Raw genomic sequence first — 16111 nt, 5'->3', positions numbered from 1 at the left:
GGGAAGAGATGGATGGAACCAGAAGCGAGGAGAACGCCATGAAGATCATCACCGCGATTTTCGACGCTGCCGAATGCCCTCTTGTCACACTCCGGGAAGCCGCGCGCTGCGAGCGCGAATCTGGTGATGGCAGCTTCTCCGTGGAGGTAAATGAGGTCGTGATTAACGCCAGCGGGGACTACAAGCTCACCTTTGCCTGCGGGGAGCAGCACCAGGTGATGCGCCTGATCGGTTGTGTTGCCGCCCTCGGGCACGCTGGGTTGATCGAGGTGAAGGAAGGATAGCCGCCAAGGCCGGGGAAACGCCCTGGCCTCTTTGACAACCGAATATCGCAGCATTTGAGCCAGCAGGCCGCGTCTGACGGATGTAACGCCCACAGTGGGATTCCTCGGCGGATTGCTGGCAGGGCGCGGCGGGGCAGATACCGCCTCCCCAGCAACAACGCTGACGGTCCCGTGAGGCTAGCGGGAAGGAAGCGCAATGCGTGAGCAACGCCGATGTGGCAACGGCCCGCGCCCTTTCAAATGCTGCGATGCAACGCAAAGGAGTACATCATGGCCAAGAAGATCATCGAAGTCGCCCCGGAAGTCCGCGCCGCCTACGAAGCCGCTATGGATCGCATCCGTACCGTTACCGGCGCACGCACTCAGGTGCAGCTGGCCGAAGTGCTGGGCGTGCGCCAGTCGAGCATCAGCGACGCCAAGCGCCGCGCGTCCATTCCGCCCGAGTGGCAGTTGAAGATCATGCGCCTGCATCAGGTTAACCCGGACTGGCTTCTCACTGGCCGGGGCGCGCAGTTCCTCGGCGACATGCTCCCCGAGAAGATCAACCGGCTTGGCCGCGTCGTCACCGAGGTCCAGTTGGAACTTCACGAGCTGAAGTCCACGCTGGGCCAGGCCATCCTTCTGGCGGGCATGACCAACGACGAACTCGCCGCGCACAAGGAAAAGGCGGCACAGCAGCTCCAGCTCGGCCTCTCGCATGTCCTGGCCATGGCCGCGAAGATCGACGGCGCGCGCGATGTGGCCGGGATGGGGGCGTAGGGATGCCCGCCATCACCGAATCCCACGTGCAAGCCCAGGCCAAGGCCGTGTGCAGCCTGGAGCCCGGCAGCTACTACATCTCGGCCACCGACGCCGGCCGCTTCTTTCTCGTGGCCGGGCCGTACCCGACGCACCGCGAGGCCTTGGCCAACGTGGACCGGGCCAAGACCATCACGGAGTTTTCCACCGAGGGCCGCTCGTACTTCTGGTTCTGGGGCACGACGCGCATGGCCGACGACTACACCGCCCCCGGCGTCCTGAACCGCCACGGGGCGATTTAGCTCACCAACTTCCGAACACCCGAGGAGGGGCAGATCATGGCAGAGAAGCAGGACAAGTACATCGTGTTCAAGATGGACGAGGTGGTCTACCTGTCCGAGAACAACCCGGACTTTGAAGAGGCGTGGGAAAAGATCGAAGACCACATCAAGGCGCTCCGCGAGTTCCAGAAAAAGCCGCCCATCGAGGCCAACAAGTACATCATCTGCAACCAGGACGAGCCCTACGCCGAGAAGGTGATGCAGGCCATTCTGGAGGGAGAAGACGCGAAGGGCATGGCGCAGGGAACGGGGGCGTAGGGCCATGTGCAACTGCATCGCCGAAGTGACCAAGAAGCTGCGCGAGCACTATGACGGGAAGTTCAAGAAGCCCATCGAGAGCCTCCAGCTCCAGACCTATATTGATTTCAATAGCGGCCGCCTTGGCACATACACCGAGGTCAAGATCGCGCTGGTGGACCAGAAAAAGGTTGAAACAGCGTCGCTGGTTCACACCTTCTGCCCGTTCTGCGGCGTGAGGCTGCGCGAGAAGGAGGCGTAGAGCCATGAAGATCAGAGTGCTCGGCGAAGCGTTCCTCTTCACACCGGGCGACGAGCAAGACCGGGACGACCTCTACGTGCTCGTGGGACGAGGCCTTACCGCAGGCAAACCTATCTTGGTGGCCGTAGACGCTCGTCAATACGAACCGCCTTGCATCCGCCGAGAAGGCGGCGAGATGGTCGCGGACGTCAACACGCAGCCCACCGACGACACCGACATCGTCATGGAGGCCCTGGCGGCAATGAAGCGTGTCAGGAACGCCAAGGAAGGCTTCGTGCACGGCTTCGACGACCCCTGCGGCTGCCCGTTCTGCGACATCGACGCAGTCATCGCCAAGATCGAGGGGAAGGGGGCGTAGGTCTTGGACGACCACAAGAAAATCCTCACCATCGGCACACCGTCAGGGAATGGGCTCCGCATCCTGGTGCACCACCTCGCGGCCATGGGCAATGTCGAAGGAGCGGTTCTGGCCACCGACGAGTGCCGGGCTTCCGACCTACTCGTCCCCGACGCCCAGACAAATTGGGACGGCGAGAGATACGGCGAAGGCCATGGCCACCTGAAGCAGCCCTTCGGTAAGCGCCGCAGCCACAACCCAAACAGGAGGAAGCGCTGATGCGCCCCTACATGACCGAGGAAGAGGCGAAGACCAAAACCTGTCACCTCATGACCTATTGCTACAACCCGAAGCAGGTCGGAGAGGGTGAATCGGCGATATATAAACCAGCCAAGTGCATTGGCTCCGAGTGCATGGCCTGGGGCTGGTTTCCTGGCGACGCCCCGGAGATCGGGCGCACGACCAAAGGCCGTTGCGAAGCGCCGGGCGGTGCCGCATGAGCGACACCTATTGGATGGAATGCGTCGGTGAGGCACTTTGCGAGGCCGGGATTTCGGCCACCGAGGAACAGCTCAAGACGGTCGCTGGAATCGTCCAGGGCGCGCACGAGGTCTACGGCGAGAGCCACGGAAGTGAGCCTGCGGGGCTTCCGCAGGATGCCGAGGTCAAAGCCCTGCGCGCCGAACTCCAGAAGGAGCGCGCCAAGGTGACGTGCGGGGAGTGCAAGGGGACCGGGCAGATCGTCACCGTCTATCTTCCTGGCCGTCGTTCAATCGAGACGTGCGATGCTTGCCAAGGTCGGGGGCGGGTATGAGCTGGACCACAAGCCCTCCCCAGCGGTGCATCTTCTGCGGGAAGGTGGGAGCGCGGTGCCAAGCATCCAATGGAGGATTAGTCGGGTGGGCGCACCGTCGCTGCATTCCGAAACCAATTGGCGGGAAACGCCCGGAGTGGGCCAATGCGCCCGCATATTCGAAGCAGAAGGAGAAATAGCCCATGGCCACAACCAAGATCGAATTCGCGCACGAGACGTTGAACCCACTGGTGGGGTGCTCCCGCGTGTCGCCCGGCTGTGACAACTGCTACGCAGTCCGCATGGCACATCGCTTCGGAAACAACCCGACCGTGCCGCAGTACAAGGGCCTCGCCACGATGACGCCGAATGGTCCGGCCTGGACCGGGGAAGTCCGTTACGTGTCGGGCGTGCTGGAGAAGGCCCAGGCCCGGCTCTTGAAGGCCAGGAGTCCCCGGCGAATTTTCATGGTGAGCATGGGCGATCTGTTTCATCCTCGCGTCATGTCCTTGGATCAGGGCGGTGTGTTTGTTTTCATGCGAGACCTGCCCAGGCACCACTTCATCATCATCACCAAACGCCCGGCGACCATGGCGGAGTTTTGTCGCGCATACTGGCCCAAGCCCCTGCACAACGTCATGCTCATGGCGACCTGCGAGGACCAGCAGCGGGCCGATGAGCGCGTCCCGCACCTGCTCAAGTTGGCCGCGCAGGGCTGGCACACCGGCGTCATCGTGGAGCCCATGCTTGGGCCGGTGAACCTGAAAACCATCGTCGTTGATGCAGCGGAGGGGGAGCAATCAGACTGGATTGACGCCTTGCGGGGCATACGTGGGACAGGTGACGTGGTGCATTCAGACGCGGGACGCCTCTCCTGGGTCGTCTGCGGCCACGAGCAGGGGCCGGGCAAGCGCGAAGTCCCGATCCAGTACCCCGGCTCCCTGGCCTCGCAATGCGCCCGCGTCGGCGTGCCGTTTTTCTTCAAAAAGGACTCCGCTGGGGAGTTCCCGGAGGGGATGCCCCGCCAGTTCCCGGCGTGGATGGAGGCCTAACCCATGCTGCAACGCATCATCGCCACTACCCCGGCGCGACCGGGCGCCACGCTGGCCCCGGAATGGAAGCCCGTGGGGGTCTTCCCCTACGGCACGGCTTGGGCGAACCACCGCCTGGGCCTGCGGGTCATCATGTCCGTGGACACGCTGGTGGGCGACGAGCGCTACCTGCACGTCTCGTGCTCGCGCAAGAGTCGCCTCCCGTCCTGGGACGACCTCAAAGTGGTCAAGGACGTTTTCATCGGCGAGGAGGTCGAGGCCATCCAGTGCCTGCCGAAGAAGAGCGAGTACGTGAACCTCATGCCCCACTGCCTGCACCTGTGGGCGCGCGTCACGGCACCGTAGCCACCGTTCGCAGCTCGTTGGTCGCTCACGGGGCAAACTGCCGTAAAACGCCGTACAGGAAGAAATACAGGAGCAAGAGAATGACCTCGAAGGACAAGAGCACGCGCCCCCTTGCGAACTCCACCATGTCGGCTTACGATCAGCGTGGGGCTGCCAGTGCCCCACGTGGAGGACCTGTGCCGAAGATCAAAGGATTTCTGAACGTGCCGCAGGTGGCGGAGAGGCTTGGCCTATGGGACACCCGCGTCCATGCTCTCATCAAAAGTGGGCTGCTCGTGCCCGACCTCGTGGACGGGTGTTTCGCCTATTTCAAGTCGCGCACGATCACCAACTTTTTGAAGACGCGCCGAACTTCCGCAGGAATGCCTGCGGGCGCCCGCACGGCCAAGACCAAAGGGTACCCGACATGTCCGGCGTGTTCTGGGCCGAGCCGGAAATGGACGGCCTACGCGGGGAAGCAACGCTGGCGCTGCGTGGACTGCAAGAAGGTCTTCTACGCTGGCGGGGACGAGACCCTGCCGGTGGTCGAGAAGGAAGACGTGGGATGAACGAGGACCGAGCCATACGGCTACAGATCGGACTCTGCCTCGCCGCGAAAACCGTCGGGGTCGAGCCGGACAGCATCACGGAGTATTGGTCCACCATCAACGAAATCGCGCTCCTCGTGGGCGGCGACGCTATGGTGGAAAACGCGGTAGCGTCCATGTCCATAATGCTGCTCCAGGGCGAGGTAAATGCCGCCAACGTGAAGATGCTGAATTGCTTCCTCCCGCGCGCTGGCTTCGCGGCGGCTTGCGCACTCGGGGTGGGGGTGAAAGACCTTTGGGGCACCGCTGAACGCTGGGACAGCACGCTTGGGCATTTTTTGCCAAAGTTTACGAATGTCTTGAGGGTCGAATACGGGCTCGTTCGAGGGGCAAAGCCGTGATGGAGCTCTTCTTTCTCATCGTCATGGGCTTGGTTGTGCTGGCCTGCAACGCCGACCGCGACAGGTCTGGGCCGAGCAAGGCCTACACGGATACGATACGAATGCGGAGCGACGCATTGGATGATCGCATCTGCCGACACCTTGAAGATGACCCGGAGTTCGAAAAATTTCACGATGAGTGTATGAAGGCTTACTTGGAAGAAAAGTGTGCCCTTCCTGAAATGCGCCCGCCGTACAGGAACCGTGGGGACTTTGAATGCCAGGAGCAGCAGCAGATGGCCCCATGGCGGGAATGTAAGGACAAACTGGAGCGGTGGCTTGACAAGCACCACCCCGACGAGGCCCGCCCGGACTCACCATATCTTCGTCGGACTAGGCCCCAGGGCGGCGCGTAATGACCGACCTCCTATGCATCATGCGTCTGGCCCGGGAGCGCGGTTGCCTGACCAGGGAAGAGCGCCAAACCGAAAAACAGGGGGGGTCCATGAAGAAGATCACTGAGCAAAGCAAGACGGATTTCCTTGGCGACCTGGACACCCGCGCGGTCAACCTGCTCAAACGATTGTTCCCTGAAGCGGTCGACGGCGACGGCATCGCCAAACAGCTCGCTTCGACTCCTCGTCCGGCCCCCTTCCTTCTGAAACAAAAAGGCGTCGGCAGAAAGAACCTGGAGCAGATCGCTGAAGCCCTTGAGCGCCACGGGCATATTCCCTCTTCCGCTGAGTGGCTGTCTGGTGAACTCGCTGCCATTGCGCGCCAGCAAGCGTCCCAGGCCAAGGACGACACCATCGCCGCCCTGGCCAAGAGCCTGAACGGCATGTTGGAGTCCTACGAGATCGTGATGGGGGAAAGCCGACTTCCGGACCTGGCCCAAAACGCGGTGCGCGGCGCCTTCTTGAACGAGCCCGCAGATGCCTACAAACTGCTTCACAGCCTTGGCCTGGATAAGAGATAAACCCTCAACTTGCGAAATTTCGCAAACTGACCTTTTTTGCTTGACCGCTCAAGGGCCGCTCCTCCGGGGGTGGCCCTTACTTTTGCAGCTCGGCCAGCGTACGCAGCGCGCCGTTGCCGTCCACCATGTCGCCAAGCGTCGCCCGCCCGGCCTTCACCAGGTCGAAGCGCTGGGGGCCGAGCACATTGAGCTTGAAGGCATCGTTCTGCTTCTCAAACCACGTCCCGTAGTCCCCGTCGTGGAACCCGCTCTCAATGATGGTGCGCCGCAGCCCGGCGTCGATGTTCTCGTCCGGGCGCATGGTGTACGGCCGCATGGCGCGCTTCAGCTCCGGCAGGTCCACGCCCAGCTCTCGCCAGCTCACGGTTCCGTACAGGGGTACACAGCGGCACCTCGGGTGCAACGGGATCGGCGGCCCCTCCCCGAGCTTGAACTCCTTTCCGTCCAGGGCCGCGCAGCGCAGGCAGGTTCCCCGACCGGTGGCATGGAAGCCCGGCTCAAGCGTGGCGCACCAGCGCCAGGTGGTCACGATGTCGCTGTTGGCCTGGGCCGTCGCCATGCTGGCCTCGACGTTGGCCGTCTGCACAAACGTCCTGGCCAGAGTGATCGCGTCGCGTTCGGCCAGACCCATCCCGTCCGCAAGCCGCGCACTCAGCGCCGGGTAGCCCTCTCCCAAAAGCGCCCCGGCGCGTAGCTCCGTGAGCATGGAGCGCTGCATGGCGCCGGAAAAAGTCCTGTCCACCCACTCGCCGATGATCCTGCCTCCCAGCGGCGTCTCCTGAAAGAACGTCCTGATCCGTGCTTCGGTCATGGCCACGGTGTTCACGCCGGGTATGGCCCCGTCGATGGAAAGGATCGCCGCGTGCTCGACGAGCGAGGCTTGCGCAGTCTGGGTTGTCATCTCCGTGAGCTGTCCGGTCAGGGCTTGCCGCACGGCCAGCGTCATGTCGTCCAGCCAGGCCGTGAGCTGGTCCTCACCCATGGTCCCTTCCAGAATGCCCTGGGCCACCTCGCCTTCCATCTGTGCTTGGAGGTCAGCGCGTGCAACAGCCAAGGCGGCTTCGATGTTCCGGACACCAGCGTCCTCAAGCGCATCGAGCTGCAAGCGCCAGTTGACATTGCGGGCGAGCCTGTAGAGCCCCATGGTGTCTTGAATGTTCCTGCTCATGCTGCTACCGTCCTCGGATGTCAAAACGTCTGGACACGCTACGCCGCTGGCGCAAGTTCAACGAAACCGGCGTGCTCGAAATACCCATGACACCGCGCCGCCAGGCCATGATCGCCCAGGAGTTGGCCAGGGCCTGCGGATCCGCCGTGCCTCTTCTGCCCAACCCTACGCCTATTGGGCCTGGCCACCAGGCTTCGGATTCTGCCCAGGGTTCAGAATCCCTCCCAGGCCCCTCCCGGCGTTCATAGCGCCGCCCAGGCGCATGTCCTCCTCAATCTCTCTCCGGTCTTCCACGGGGTCGAAATTCTCGGGCAGCGCCTTCTTGACCGCCTCGACCTCCAGAAGCGTCTTGCGGCTGATGACGCGGTTGCTTTGCAGGGTGGACAGCGCGGAAATCAGGACGACGTTCACTTCGTCCACGCTGAAGTCTTCGTTGTACTTGGCCTCGATGCCGCTGTCCGACAGGCCGAGCCATTTCGCCGCCAGCCTCCAGCAGCTCTCTTCCGACGCCCGGCAGAGCTGAGCGAACTTCGTGAGCTGGCTGTCGAGCTGACTCTTGTCGATCTTCTTGCCATCGGCGCTGACGGCGACGCCGCTGTCCGGCCTGATTTGGCGCATGGCAATCTCGCGCACACTGGCCTCATCGCGGGTGATTGCCGCCGACAGGGCCTCGAAGGAGCCCCCTGCGGGCTCCACGTAGGTCAAAGCCGACGTTTCGTCGTTGGTACAGAACGCGTTGCTGCTGGCGCGGACGAACTCGGTGATCTCCTCCTGGGTCACACCCCGGGCATGGAGAAGAGGCACGGCACAGTCAAACAGGAGCTTGTCCAGCTCAGAATCCCGGCGGTAGATGCGCAAGATCAGCGTGGCCACGTCGTCCAGAGCGGAATTGCCGACCATCGGGCGTTCGAACTCGAAATAGAAAGGCACGATGGGAACACGGCCCAGATTGTGAGTCCCGCTATTGAGGGGCTTGAAGCTGGAGTTTCCTTTGTTTCCGCCCTCAACGCGCTCCCAGCGCTGCCAACCTGTGCGCGTCCAGAGCGTCAGGCGCACCTTCGTGCTGCAAGCCTGAAAAGGCTCGCGCCGGGCCTCAACGACTTCGCGCACCACTACCCAATCAAGCTCTCCGTCTGCGCCAATGCTCCAATCAAGCAGGTTCTCGGCCGCGACTTGGACAAAGTAGGGCACCATGCGCCGCCCCACCTGCTTGTCGGCCTCAACGCTCCCGCCGGTCCCCGGCTCCATGTCCACCAGGATGAAGTTGACGCCGGCCGCTCCTGTTATGCGGGTGTTGTCCTGAAAATAGCTGTCTGCGCTGTTGCCCTGGCGGTCAACGTCGGTGAGCATGGGCTCAATGGCGTTGGGCAGTACGCGCGGCGGGCGCCCTTCGCAGATCGCGGCCGCGAATGTGTCCACGATGGGCGCAGCGAAATTCCTGTACGTCGCACGATCTTTGCGGATGTCGAATTGTTTTTGGGTTTCGAACGGGTGGCGCAGCAGGTACTGCCCGTTGTCCTCGATGCGTGCGCCGCCCTCGTACAGGTTCGACCAGAGCACCCGGCGCGTGCTGCTCCCGAAGAAGTCCAGGTGCTGGTTTTCGTTGGGGGTGAAGCCTGCCGGGGCCGGTACGGACTTGAGTTTCTTCGCCATGGACCCTCCTTAGCCCTGGAGGCCGAAGCCGAGGGCAACGCGATGTTGAATCGGGAATTCCACGGCGGTGAAATAGCGCGCCGCGGTTGTGATGTGCTGGTAGTCGGCGTCTTCTTCCTGGAAGGTCGAGCCCTGCTTGAGCTTGAGCGCCTGGAGGCCCTTGTCGAGCGTGGGGCATCTGCGTGGGTTCACGAAAAAGGCCCGGTGTTCCGTGGCGTCGCAAATGCGGGCGCGCAGGCTCTCCTGGCCGTCCTTAATGGACGGGTTGGAGCGCGGCACCTTCATCTCCACCCGAAAGCCTTCGGAGCGCAGGATGCGCTCGATGGTGATGAAGTCCGAGGCATGTCCGTGCTTCTCGCCCGCGTGGCCGCTGGCATCGCCGTAGACCTTCACCAGGCAGCCCTTGTAGTCCTTGTAGCGTTCGCAGAATTCCGCTGCCGTCTGTTTGGCCACGGCGCTGCCCAGGACGATCTCATCCACGCAGTACACGTTGTTGGAGCTGTCGCGCTGCATGACGATGCTGGACAGGGGGGTGAAGTTGAAGTCGTGGGTCCAGATCAGGTGCCCCAAGTTCTTGTCGGCCTCGACCGCGCAGTGGTTGCGCTCATCGTAGTCGCCGTACACGACGTTGCTGGCGTCGGCGCTGCCGTACTGGTTCAGGATGAAGACCTTCACCCATTCCTTGGGCTTTCCGAAGAGCTGGAGCAGGTAGTAGTTGAAGCCCGTGACGTGGTTGTCGATGTTCTCGGCCGCTGGGTTCGGCACGTACTGGATGCCATCGGGGCCTTTGACGGTGAGTAGCGCCGGAGGCTGCGAATAGAAGCTGTAGTTCTCAGGCCTCTCTTCCTCAGCCAGGCGATACCACCAGTTGGACACATCGCAGGAGTTGGTGTCGGCGATGATCCCCGACCAATCAAAGCCGCCCAGCATCATGCCCGGATAGCGGTTCACGCGGCCGGTAGCCATTTCGAGCACGCTGAAGCCGATTTCGCTTGCCTCGTTCAGCCAGACGCCCGTCAGCTCCAGGGACTTGAGCTTGCGCACGTCCGCATCGCGGTCCAATGCAAGGAAGACAATCTGGCACTCAACCCGCGTTCCGTCCGGGAGCGGCGGGAGCACGATGGTGGCGATGATCGGGTGCCCGTAGTTGATGCGGGTCACGGGACCGAACCAGTCCAGCCAAGTCTTGATGGTCGTGGTGCGCAGTTCGCCGTAAGTGTTGCGGATGATCGCCCACTTCGACCGCCTCACGCCCTTGTATGGCCTGGCTGTAAGCGCCTTGCCCATGACTTCTGCACAGCACGCCACAGACTTGCCGCTTCCTAGCGGGCCGCGGATTCCCCGGAAAAAGGCCGGGTCTGCATGAAACTTCTGGGCCGTGGGCTCCGCTTGGTAGGCGGGCATTTCGAGCTCGTAGCTCTCGCTACTGGCCATCGGCACCTCCGCCCACGGGTTGGCCTGCGGGCCGGTCATCCTGGCCAGGCTTCGGGCCGAAATTCAGAGAGAGGACGACCGGGCGCTGTTGGGCATCTGCGGCATCGCCCCGCTGGGGCCTATTGTAGCCGCGCTCCTTGCCTTTGTTGTTCAGGTAGTACATGAGCGCGCCAAGCTCCCCGCGGTCAATGTTGGAGAACAGGCGGGACTCAGCCATGTCCAGAACAGACTCGCACTCCTCCTTGTAGTACTCCGCGATCTCTGGGTGCTTTGCGATGTACGCATCAAGTGTTGTTCTGCTGCATTTGAGACGTTCGCAAATCTCTACTTTAATCCCGCCTGTCCCATTTATCGCCTGCTTCACTTGCTTGATGGTATATTTCGGCCTTCCAGGTCCACCTGGTCTATTCTTTCTTTTTTTCTTTGCGGGCTTCTTCGCCTCCCCGGAGTCTGTCTTTACTTTGCTCTTTGCTGCCATTTGTCATTCCTCATAGTCAATTATTTGTTCTTGACGTAGAATGTACGTCCAGTTTGTTGCTTTTTGTTGACTTTATTGTGTTGGTGTGTTGGTGTGTTGGTGTGTTTGAAGGAGGGAAGAAAATGGAACTCAGCGAAATTGTGAAGAGGGTCAGGGCAAAATCGCCCGACGGAAAGGTTCTGCTGTCCTTCTCGCGCGGGAAGGACGCATGGGCAGCATGGCTGGCCATCCGGGACAAGTTCGACGTCTGCCCGTTCTATTACTACGGGATAGAGGGGCTTGAGTTCGTGGACGAGTACCTGGAGTATTGCGAGAGGGTCATTGGGAAGCGCATTGTCCGTCTGCCGTCCCCGGCAGCGCACTCCCGCTTGTCCCCCAAGGGTCTTGTGTTCCAACCGCCTGAAAGGGTTGAGACGCTGTGCGCCTGCAATCTGGAAACCTTCGACTGGACTGAGGTCCAAAGAACCGCAGCGCGCTGTTTTGGGATCGATGAGGGCACCTATACGGCGCTTGGCGTTCGCGCTGCGGACTCTGCGCGTCGCGCCCTGGCCTTCAAATCCCATGGCCCTGTGACCGAGAATCTGCGCAAGTTCTACCCCGTGTGGGACTGGAACAAGGACCGGCTCGTCTCCGAGCTGACCCGCAACAACATCGTCTTGCCCGTGGATTACAAAATTTGGGGCCGCACATTCGACGGCATTTATCTTCTGTTCCTGCTTGGCCTCAAAAAACACTTTCCCAGGGATTACCAGCGCGTCCTGGAATACTACCCCCTGGCCGACTTGGAGTTGTTCCGATATGGCAAAGAAACTGGCAACTTCGTTTAGCCGAGGCAAGGTCTCTGGAGGCGGTTCGTTCAGCCGTGGCCGAGAAAAGCCCATGCCCAACCCCATCGACGTGATCGCCGATGAGGAAAATCCCTTCAACGGCGAACCAGAACACGACTGCGCCATGCTGCATAAGATCGTGCGGCGAGTTCTGCTTGATGCGACAAAGAACCCACGGGTTCCTCCCGTGCGCGACGTGCTGTACCCCTTCGGATTCGTCATCGCCTTCAATGGGCGCGAGTGGCGCGACAAGTTACTCGCCGACCTGGGGCTTGCCGCCCATGGTGACAAGTACCTTGATGGCCATGTGGTCGCGGCGGTTTTGGGAATCGAGCTTGAGCGCGATACACCATGGAGCCCGCCGAAATTTACCGCGCACAAAGAACCGTCCGCCGGAGCGTCCGGGAAGTTTGCCGCCGCGAAGGGCTTCAAGGCGGGAAAGCTGGCCGCGGTCGAAGAGGTCAAGGCGGAAGTGGGCGAAGCGCTCCAGAATATCAGGTCCGAAGAGAAGAATGTGGCCAAGTACATCGAGTGGACCGGAGACATGGGGTTCTGGTCCTCCGTGTGCTTCAGGAGCCAGGAGTGCGCCGACAGATTCCTGCGCACGCTCGGCGTCCCTATCAACGAGAAGCGGTATATGTGGGGCGACGATCTCGCCGCACGGCTGGGGATCACTTTGCCTCCATTCACATTCAAGTACCGTGCGCAGCCGGCCAAGGAAGACACAAAGCTCTGTGCGCTGGTTCAGTACCCGTATCCCAAGTCCTAAAAATGAAACGCGGGGGGAAGCATACCCCTTTCCCCCCGCGTAGCTCCTCCACGCCTCGCGGCTAGGAGTCGCTGCCGTGGTCACGGGTATTCATCAGGTACTTGGGCACCTTGCCGCTTTTCGTCGAACGCCCGATGCCACCGTAATTGGAAGCGCCGCGCCCGATGCCCTGCTTCATGCCGGTGTGAGCCCGGTCCTGGAGATAAGCCATACTGGCCTCCGTGGTTTGTCTCCAGCCCCTCTCCCGCCGCAACGACGGATTACGGGCTGGAGGTTTCAGCGTCTTCTTCGCCTTTATGGCGTCCAAAGTGTGTGCGGTGGCGCCTTTCCATTCAGCCCCGTTTCCTCGACACACTCGACCACCAAGGCCTTGAATTTATGAGGCAACCGCCATGCGTTTTATGCCCCGCGATATATCGAGCCTGCCGCGTGTCTCCCACCGTTCGATCCTCCCCTTGGGGCGGCGCTGCCCGTGGTCGGCTTGCGCTCTGGCCAGACGTGGCTGGCGTGATCTGAATCCCGGCGCTCGTTTATCCGTTACCCCAGCGGTGCTGGGCAATCGGCCCCCGGTGGTCATGGGGCCGCAGGGTTTCGTCTTGCGAAAAATATGGGGGGCTACTTGCCCCCGGGAACGGCGCGTTCAGCCCAGCGGCAGGCCCGCACCATGAATATCTTCAGCAGCTCGCCGGAGGCGTATCCGCCCGACCCAACAAGGAACGCCTTGACGCCCATCGGGAGGTCTGTCTGGTCCAGGAGGAGTCCGACGAGAACCCCGACGAATCCACCGCCTGCGGCTGCGACGCCAACGGCCTTGAGACCGCAGCGCCTGGCTTGGATCGACCGCACGACGGCCCCGAGGGCGGCGAGAATTGCCACGGGCATGAGCCCTGCGATCAATGAGGCGTACTCACCCATGGTTCGCGTGGCCCTCACGGCGTCCTCCGGGAGCATCTACTGCGCCCCCGTCTTGAGCTTCTCGATCTTCTCCTGGCCTCGCTTGAAGCTGGCCACGCCGAGGATGGCCAACGGGGTGCCGAAGAGCAGGCCAAAGGAGGCCACGAGCTGCGGGATCATGTTCAGCGCGGCCATGTTCTTGGACTTCACGGCGTCGAAGCCAAGCCAGCAGCACAGGATGGACACGAACAAAAAGGCCAGGGCGCTTGTGAAGCCCCAGAACGGCCGCCAGCTCCACTGCGGCCAGTGCTCGCTGTGCGCCTCGGCGCGCATGGTTTCGTTCACGGCCAACTGGCGCTTGGTTTCTTCCTGTTCAAGAGCCAGCTCCGTGGCTAGCCATGCCTTCTGGAACTCCATGGCCAGGGCGGGGTCGGCCTTGATGGCATCCACGGCGCTCTGCGCGTCGGCCTTGCCGGTGACGGCCTGAGCCACGCTGGCCACAGTGTTCGCGACCTCCTCGGCCTTGTCACCTCCGATCCACTTGGCGATGGTCGGGGCCACGCCGATGAGCCCGCCGATGATGGTGATGGGATCCATGGACTACTCTCCGGCCGTTGGTATGATCGCAAAGACCATCACCATCACCTCAACGGCGACCACCAAAACAATGAGACCTCCGATGACCCAGCCCATGCTATCCCTCCACGAGTTTGAGAGCCGCTTCGCGCACGGCCTTGACGCGGCTTTCCCAGCCGCCGCCGAAAATCGGCCAGCCGGAAAGGCCTTCCAGGTAGTCGATTCTCGCTGCGGCGTAGGCGTTGATGACCGAACGCAGGATGTTGGGAGAAAGCGCGTTGCCCACGGCCAGGGTGTGCGGGCCGACCTTGCCGTCCGCAGTGACTCCCAGCCGCTCCTGGAGCTTCTTGCAGGCGACGCGCACGCCCGAGTTGTAAGCGAAGTCCACGACCATGAGCGCCAGGGGCGCGGGGAGCTGGCCAGCATTGCAGGGGGCGAAGTAGTCGGCCTGAAAAATGGCCTTTGCGTCTTCGAGGGTGAGCAGCTTCACGTCGTCGGCGTCGATGTCGCCGTCGTGGTCCTTGTCGCCGATGTCCTCGCGGTGGGCACGGATGCTCACGCCGTGGTTGGTTGCCCCACCCGGATCGTTCGGATTGTCCGAAAACCCGCCCTCGATGCTCGGGCCGAGCGTGAAGTTCATGCAGATGTCGAGATTTTTCACCTGTACCCCTCCTGTGGCCCGGGGAAAACGCAGGGCGGTTTGCCCTTGCGTGAGGCACTAACACCGCAGTCCGCGGTAAGCGCCCGCCAGACGGGGTCAGGCAGGGGCCTAGAGGGGGTCAGGAGGGGGACTTGACGGGGTTATGAGTTTGCGCCCCTTCAGCCAAAGCCACAGTTCGTATTTGTCGGCCACAGGCCGCCTCATCTCATCGCGCACGATCGGCGCGCCTTCGCGTTCCCAGCGCCTTACGAGCTTTTCCTGCACCCGGAAGGCCACCTTGAAGTCTGCGTAGCCCACGAGGACCTCCGTGACGCGCGCTGCTACTGCCTGGCTGCTCATATCGCCCCTCCTGAAGGCTTCGGGACCCACGGCTGCACGACGATGAGCCAGTGGGGGTTGTCGCTGTAGTATTTCCCGGTCCCCGGAAGATATCCGACAATGAGCTTGTCGTCGGTCCAAAACCCGGCCATGGTCATCACGTCCTCAATGTTCTTGATGGCGTTTGACAGGTCGGGCTTTTTCGTTGGCCGCATGAGTCCGGCGCGCGCCGCGGCCTGCCACTTTTTGGGCTTGCTGGCCGGAATTGGCAGGTAGGCGTAGACCCCAAGCTCAAGCGGCCCGGTCAACGGCTCACCAGGAGCCTTGGCCGCGATCTGCGCAAGCATGACATCCTCGCGCTTCTTCTGTTTCTCGTCCTTATGAACACCCGCGTGTTCTCCGCGCCGCACGGCCTGCACGCGCTTTTGCCCTGTGGGCGTGCCTGGAATGTAGAGGCGAATCGCTTGCTGGGTCATGGCAACTCCCATTCGGGTTTGGCCTTTGGGCTCGTGAAGACCGCGGCTGCCTCAGCCCACAGGATCATTTTCGCCCCGGCCAGTCCGACCTTCAGCGCTTTGGTGTCGCCGTAGTCATGGAACACCCACCGACCCCGGTAAATCCCCATATTTGCGGGCTTCACGTCGTCCATGAAGCTTGGGATTTCTGTGGGGAACGCTGGCGTGTTCCGGCCCACGACTGGTTGCCGCGTGCGCGCCTGAATGAGCACTCGTCCGTAGCTGGAAAGCCAGTAGACCGGGGCGAACCACTGCTCCCATTCGGTCCCCTGAACGGCGCCCCACAGTTGCCACTCGTGAAAATTCTGCACCCCGTAATTTTCCAGCTTGAACACCCGCGTGGGGTGGAATCGGTCCTCGAACACCTCTCTCCCAACGCCTTCACCTAGCCGGTCCCCGAGGATGAATGAATTAAAGTCCATCTGGAGCCCGAAGCTGAACTCGAACGATGTCCGCTCAAGCTGAGGCATAGTCTCTCCTTTTCGTTTCGGCGCATCCCGACCTAGCCCAAGCCGGGGGGGGGCATTCCACGGACATCCAGGGCTT

Annotated in this window: 27 protein-coding genes; 16 read left to right on the top strand and 11 right to left on the bottom strand. The window is 62.0% G+C overall.

The window, feature by feature from the left end:
• Positions 1-38 precede the first annotated feature (38 nt).
• The 14 genes from CHB73_RS10175 to CHB73_RS10105 all read left to right on the top strand — a co-directional run bounded on the left by CHB73_RS10175 (position 39) and on the right by CHB73_RS10105 (position 6272).
• A complete protein-coding gene (locus CHB73_RS10175; RefSeq protein WP_089274459.1) occupies positions 39-284 on the top strand; it encodes a hypothetical protein in 246 nt (81 codons plus the stop codon).
• Between the two features lie 270 nt (positions 285-554).
• Entirely contained in the window at positions 555-1043 is a 489-nt protein-coding gene (locus tag CHB73_RS10170) for a helix-turn-helix domain-containing protein (RefSeq protein WP_089274673.1), read from the top strand.
• Positions 1044-1045: 2 nt separating this feature from the next.
• Positions 1046-1324, top strand: a complete 279-nt coding sequence (locus CHB73_RS10165; RefSeq protein WP_089274458.1) for a hypothetical protein — start codon at positions 1046-1048, stop codon at positions 1322-1324.
• A gap of 36 nt (positions 1325-1360) precedes the next feature.
• Entirely contained in the window at positions 1361-1621 is a 261-nt protein-coding gene (locus CHB73_RS10160) for a hypothetical protein (RefSeq protein WP_089274457.1), read from the top strand.
• A 4-nt stretch (positions 1622-1625) separates the two neighbouring features.
• Positions 1626-1862 (top strand): hypothetical protein, encoded by a 237-nt coding sequence (locus tag CHB73_RS10155; protein WP_089274456.1) that lies wholly within the window; start codon positions 1626-1628, stop codon positions 1860-1862.
• Positions 1863-1866: 4 nt separating this feature from the next.
• Positions 1867-2220 (top strand): hypothetical protein, encoded by a 354-nt coding sequence (locus CHB73_RS10150; protein WP_089274455.1) that lies wholly within the window; start codon positions 1867-1869, stop codon positions 2218-2220.
• A gap of 3 nt (positions 2221-2223) precedes the next feature.
• Complete coding sequence (locus CHB73_RS10145; RefSeq protein WP_089274454.1) at positions 2224-2478, top strand: hypothetical protein; 255 nt, start codon at positions 2224-2226, stop codon at positions 2476-2478.
• Positions 2478-2699, top strand: a complete 222-nt coding sequence (locus CHB73_RS10140; RefSeq protein ID WP_089274453.1) for a hypothetical protein — start codon at positions 2478-2480, stop codon at positions 2697-2699. The genes CHB73_RS10145 and CHB73_RS10140 overlap by 1 nt, the downstream gene beginning before the upstream one ends.
• A complete protein-coding gene (locus CHB73_RS10135; RefSeq protein ID WP_089274452.1) occupies positions 2696-3013 on the top strand; it encodes a J domain-containing protein in 318 nt (105 codons plus the stop codon). Before CHB73_RS10140 ends, CHB73_RS10135 begins: the two co-directional genes overlap by 4 nt.
• Positions 3014-3195: 182 nt before the next feature.
• Entirely contained in the window at positions 3196-4044 is an 849-nt protein-coding gene (locus CHB73_RS10130) for a DUF5131 family protein (RefSeq protein ID WP_089274451.1), read from the top strand.
• A 3-nt stretch (positions 4045-4047) separates the two neighbouring features.
• Positions 4048-4389 carry a DUF7694 domain-containing protein gene (locus tag CHB73_RS10125; protein WP_089274450.1) on the top strand — a complete coding sequence of 114 codons (342 nt, stop codon included), beginning with the start codon at positions 4048-4050 and terminating at the stop codon, positions 4387-4389.
• A 176-nt stretch (positions 4390-4565) separates the two neighbouring features.
• Positions 4566-4937 carry a transposase-like zinc-binding domain-containing protein gene (locus tag CHB73_RS10120; RefSeq protein WP_089274449.1) on the top strand — a complete coding sequence of 124 codons (372 nt, stop codon included), beginning with the start codon at positions 4566-4568 and terminating at the stop codon, positions 4935-4937.
• The gene (locus tag CHB73_RS10115; protein WP_089274448.1) at positions 4934-5317 is read left to right on the top strand and encodes a hypothetical protein; all 384 of its coding nucleotides are present in this window, start codon (positions 4934-4936) and stop codon (positions 5315-5317) included. Before CHB73_RS10120 ends, CHB73_RS10115 begins: the two co-directional genes overlap by 4 nt.
• 415 nt (positions 5318-5732) lie before the next feature.
• Positions 5733-6272: a hypothetical protein gene (locus CHB73_RS10105; protein WP_143337365.1), complete on the top strand. Its 540-nt coding sequence runs from the start codon at positions 5733-5735 to the stop codon at positions 6270-6272.
• Positions 6273-6348: 76 nt separating this feature from the next.
• Here the strand turns inward: CHB73_RS10105 and CHB73_RS10100 are convergent, their stop codons facing one another.
• From CHB73_RS10100 to CHB73_RS16485, 4 genes are all read right to left on the bottom strand, one after another.
• A complete protein-coding gene (locus CHB73_RS10100; RefSeq protein ID WP_089274445.1) occupies positions 6349-7440 on the bottom strand; it encodes a phage minor head protein in 1092 nt (363 codons plus the stop codon).
• A gap of 171 nt (positions 7441-7611) precedes the next feature.
• A complete protein-coding gene (locus CHB73_RS10095; RefSeq protein WP_089274444.1) occupies positions 7612-9093 on the bottom strand; it encodes a DUF4055 domain-containing protein in 1482 nt (493 codons plus the stop codon).
• A 9-nt stretch (positions 9094-9102) separates the two neighbouring features.
• Positions 9103-10527 carry a hypothetical protein gene (locus CHB73_RS10090; RefSeq protein ID WP_089274443.1) on the bottom strand — a complete coding sequence of 475 codons (1425 nt, stop codon included), beginning with the start codon at positions 10525-10527 and terminating at the stop codon, positions 9103-9105.
• The gene (locus tag CHB73_RS16485) at positions 10517-11005 is read right to left on the bottom strand and encodes a hypothetical protein (protein WP_143337364.1); all 489 of its coding nucleotides are present in this window, start codon (positions 11003-11005) and stop codon (positions 10517-10519) included. Before CHB73_RS16485 ends, CHB73_RS10090 begins: the two co-directional genes overlap by 11 nt.
• Before the next feature lie 122 nt (positions 11006-11127).
• Between CHB73_RS16485 and CHB73_RS10080 the strand changes: the two genes are divergently transcribed.
• On the top strand, positions 11128-11832 hold the full coding sequence (locus CHB73_RS10080) for an adenine nucleotide alpha hydrolase family protein (RefSeq protein ID WP_089274441.1): 705 nt from the start codon (positions 11128-11130) through the stop codon (positions 11830-11832).
• Complete coding sequence (locus tag CHB73_RS10075; protein WP_143337363.1) at positions 11804-12601, top strand: hypothetical protein; 798 nt, start codon at positions 11804-11806, stop codon at positions 12599-12601. Before CHB73_RS10080 ends, CHB73_RS10075 begins: the two co-directional genes overlap by 29 nt.
• 61 nt (positions 12602-12662) lie before the next feature.
• On the opposite strand, the gene CHB73_RS16820 is transcribed toward CHB73_RS10075, so the two are convergent.
• The 7 genes from CHB73_RS16820 to CHB73_RS10045 all read right to left on the bottom strand — a co-directional run bounded on the left by CHB73_RS16820 (position 12663) and on the right by CHB73_RS10045 (position 16035).
• Positions 12663-12812 carry a hypothetical protein gene (locus tag CHB73_RS16820; protein ID WP_179216989.1) on the bottom strand — a complete coding sequence of 50 codons (150 nt, stop codon included), beginning with the start codon at positions 12810-12812 and terminating at the stop codon, positions 12663-12665.
• Between the two features lie 404 nt (positions 12813-13216).
• Positions 13217-13552: a hypothetical protein gene (locus tag CHB73_RS10070; protein ID WP_089274439.1), complete on the bottom strand. Its 336-nt coding sequence runs from the start codon at positions 13550-13552 to the stop codon at positions 13217-13219.
• Positions 13553-14092, bottom strand: a complete 540-nt coding sequence (locus tag CHB73_RS10065; RefSeq protein WP_089274438.1) for a 3TM-type holin — start codon at positions 14090-14092, stop codon at positions 13553-13555.
• Between the two features lie 97 nt (positions 14093-14189).
• Positions 14190-14732, bottom strand: coding sequence for a glycoside hydrolase family 108 protein (locus tag CHB73_RS10060; protein WP_089274437.1), 543 nt, complete (start codon positions 14730-14732; stop codon positions 14190-14192).
• A gap of 108 nt (positions 14733-14840) precedes the next feature.
• Positions 14841-15071 (bottom strand): hypothetical protein, encoded by a 231-nt coding sequence (locus CHB73_RS10055; RefSeq protein WP_089274436.1) that lies wholly within the window; start codon positions 15069-15071, stop codon positions 14841-14843.
• Positions 15068-15526: a RusA family crossover junction endodeoxyribonuclease gene (locus tag CHB73_RS10050; RefSeq protein ID WP_179216988.1), complete on the bottom strand. Its 459-nt coding sequence runs from the start codon at positions 15524-15526 to the stop codon at positions 15068-15070. The genes CHB73_RS10055 and CHB73_RS10050 overlap by 4 nt, the downstream gene beginning before the upstream one ends.
• Entirely contained in the window at positions 15523-16035 is a 513-nt protein-coding gene (locus CHB73_RS10045; protein ID WP_089274434.1) for a hypothetical protein, read from the bottom strand. The genes CHB73_RS10050 and CHB73_RS10045 overlap by 4 nt, the downstream gene beginning before the upstream one ends.
• Positions 16036-16111: the final 76 nt, after the last annotated feature.

Source organism: Humidesulfovibrio mexicanus (assembly GCF_900188225.1).
Taxonomy (GTDB): Bacteria; Desulfobacterota; Desulfovibrionia; order Desulfovibrionales; family Desulfovibrionaceae; genus Humidesulfovibrio; species Humidesulfovibrio mexicanus.
The sequence above is the reverse complement of the archived record's forward strand: the minus strand, read 5'-3'. Positions and strand labels throughout refer to the sequence as shown.

Bases quoted from the DNA above. Each gene is read 5' to 3' on its own strand.
- CHB73_RS10175 (WP_089274459.1), top strand. From the start codon at position 39: ATGAAGATCATCACCGCGATTTTCGACGCTGCCGAATGCCCTCTTGTC.
- CHB73_RS10075 (WP_143337363.1), top strand. From the start codon at position 11,804: ATGGCAAAGAAACTGGCAACTTCGTTTAGCCGAGGCAAGGTCTCTGGA.
- CHB73_RS10150 (WP_089274455.1), top strand. From the start codon at position 1,867: ATGAAGATCAGAGTGCTCGGCGAAGCGTTCCTCTTCACACCGGGCGAC.
- CHB73_RS10135 (WP_089274452.1), top strand. From the start codon at position 2,696: ATGAGCGACACCTATTGGATGGAATGCGTCGGTGAGGCACTTTGCGAG.
- CHB73_RS10095 (WP_089274444.1), bottom strand. From the start codon at position 9,093: ATGGCGAAGAAACTCAAGTCCGTACCGGCCCCGGCAGGCTTCACCCCC.
- CHB73_RS10165 (WP_089274458.1), top strand. From the start codon at position 1,046: ATGCCCGCCATCACCGAATCCCACGTGCAAGCCCAGGCCAAGGCCGTG.
- CHB73_RS16485 (WP_143337364.1), bottom strand. From the start codon at position 11,005: ATGGCAGCAAAGAGCAAAGTAAAGACAGACTCCGGGGAGGCGAAGAAG.
- CHB73_RS10155 (WP_089274456.1), top strand. From the start codon at position 1,626: ATGTGCAACTGCATCGCCGAAGTGACCAAGAAGCTGCGCGAGCACTAT.
- CHB73_RS10090 (WP_089274443.1), bottom strand. From the start codon at position 10,527: ATGGCCAGTAGCGAGAGCTACGAGCTCGAAATGCCCGCCTACCAAGCG.
- CHB73_RS10130 (WP_089274451.1), top strand. From the start codon at position 3,196: ATGGCCACAACCAAGATCGAATTCGCGCACGAGACGTTGAACCCACTG.
- CHB73_RS10125 (WP_089274450.1), top strand. From the start codon at position 4,048: ATGCTGCAACGCATCATCGCCACTACCCCGGCGCGACCGGGCGCCACG.
- CHB73_RS10100 (WP_089274445.1), bottom strand. From the start codon at position 7,440: ATGAGCAGGAACATTCAAGACACCATGGGGCTCTACAGGCTCGCCCGC.
- CHB73_RS10140 (WP_089274453.1), top strand. From the start codon at position 2,478: ATGCGCCCCTACATGACCGAGGAAGAGGCGAAGACCAAAACCTGTCAC.
- CHB73_RS10080 (WP_089274441.1), top strand. From the start codon at position 11,128: ATGGAACTCAGCGAAATTGTGAAGAGGGTCAGGGCAAAATCGCCCGAC.
- CHB73_RS10045 (WP_089274434.1), bottom strand. From the start codon at position 16,035: ATGCCTCAGCTTGAGCGGACATCGTTCGAGTTCAGCTTCGGGCTCCAG.
- CHB73_RS10070 (WP_089274439.1), bottom strand. From the start codon at position 13,552: ATGCTCCCGGAGGACGCCGTGAGGGCCACGCGAACCATGGGTGAGTAC.
- CHB73_RS10105 (WP_143337365.1), top strand. From the start codon at position 5,733: ATGCGTCTGGCCCGGGAGCGCGGTTGCCTGACCAGGGAAGAGCGCCAA.
- CHB73_RS10050 (WP_179216988.1), bottom strand. From the start codon at position 15,526: ATGACCCAGCAAGCGATTCGCCTCTACATTCCAGGCACGCCCACAGGG.
- CHB73_RS10170 (WP_089274673.1), top strand. From the start codon at position 555: ATGGCCAAGAAGATCATCGAAGTCGCCCCGGAAGTCCGCGCCGCCTAC.
- CHB73_RS10115 (WP_089274448.1), top strand. From the start codon at position 4,934: ATGAACGAGGACCGAGCCATACGGCTACAGATCGGACTCTGCCTCGCC.
- CHB73_RS10055 (WP_089274436.1), bottom strand. From the start codon at position 15,071: ATGAGCAGCCAGGCAGTAGCAGCGCGCGTCACGGAGGTCCTCGTGGGC.
- CHB73_RS16820 (WP_179216989.1), bottom strand. From the start codon at position 12,812: ATGGCTTATCTCCAGGACCGGGCTCACACCGGCATGAAGCAGGGCATC.
- CHB73_RS10160 (WP_089274457.1), top strand. From the start codon at position 1,361: ATGGCAGAGAAGCAGGACAAGTACATCGTGTTCAAGATGGACGAGGTG.
- CHB73_RS10065 (WP_089274438.1), bottom strand. From the start codon at position 14,092: ATGGATCCCATCACCATCATCGGCGGGCTCATCGGCGTGGCCCCGACC.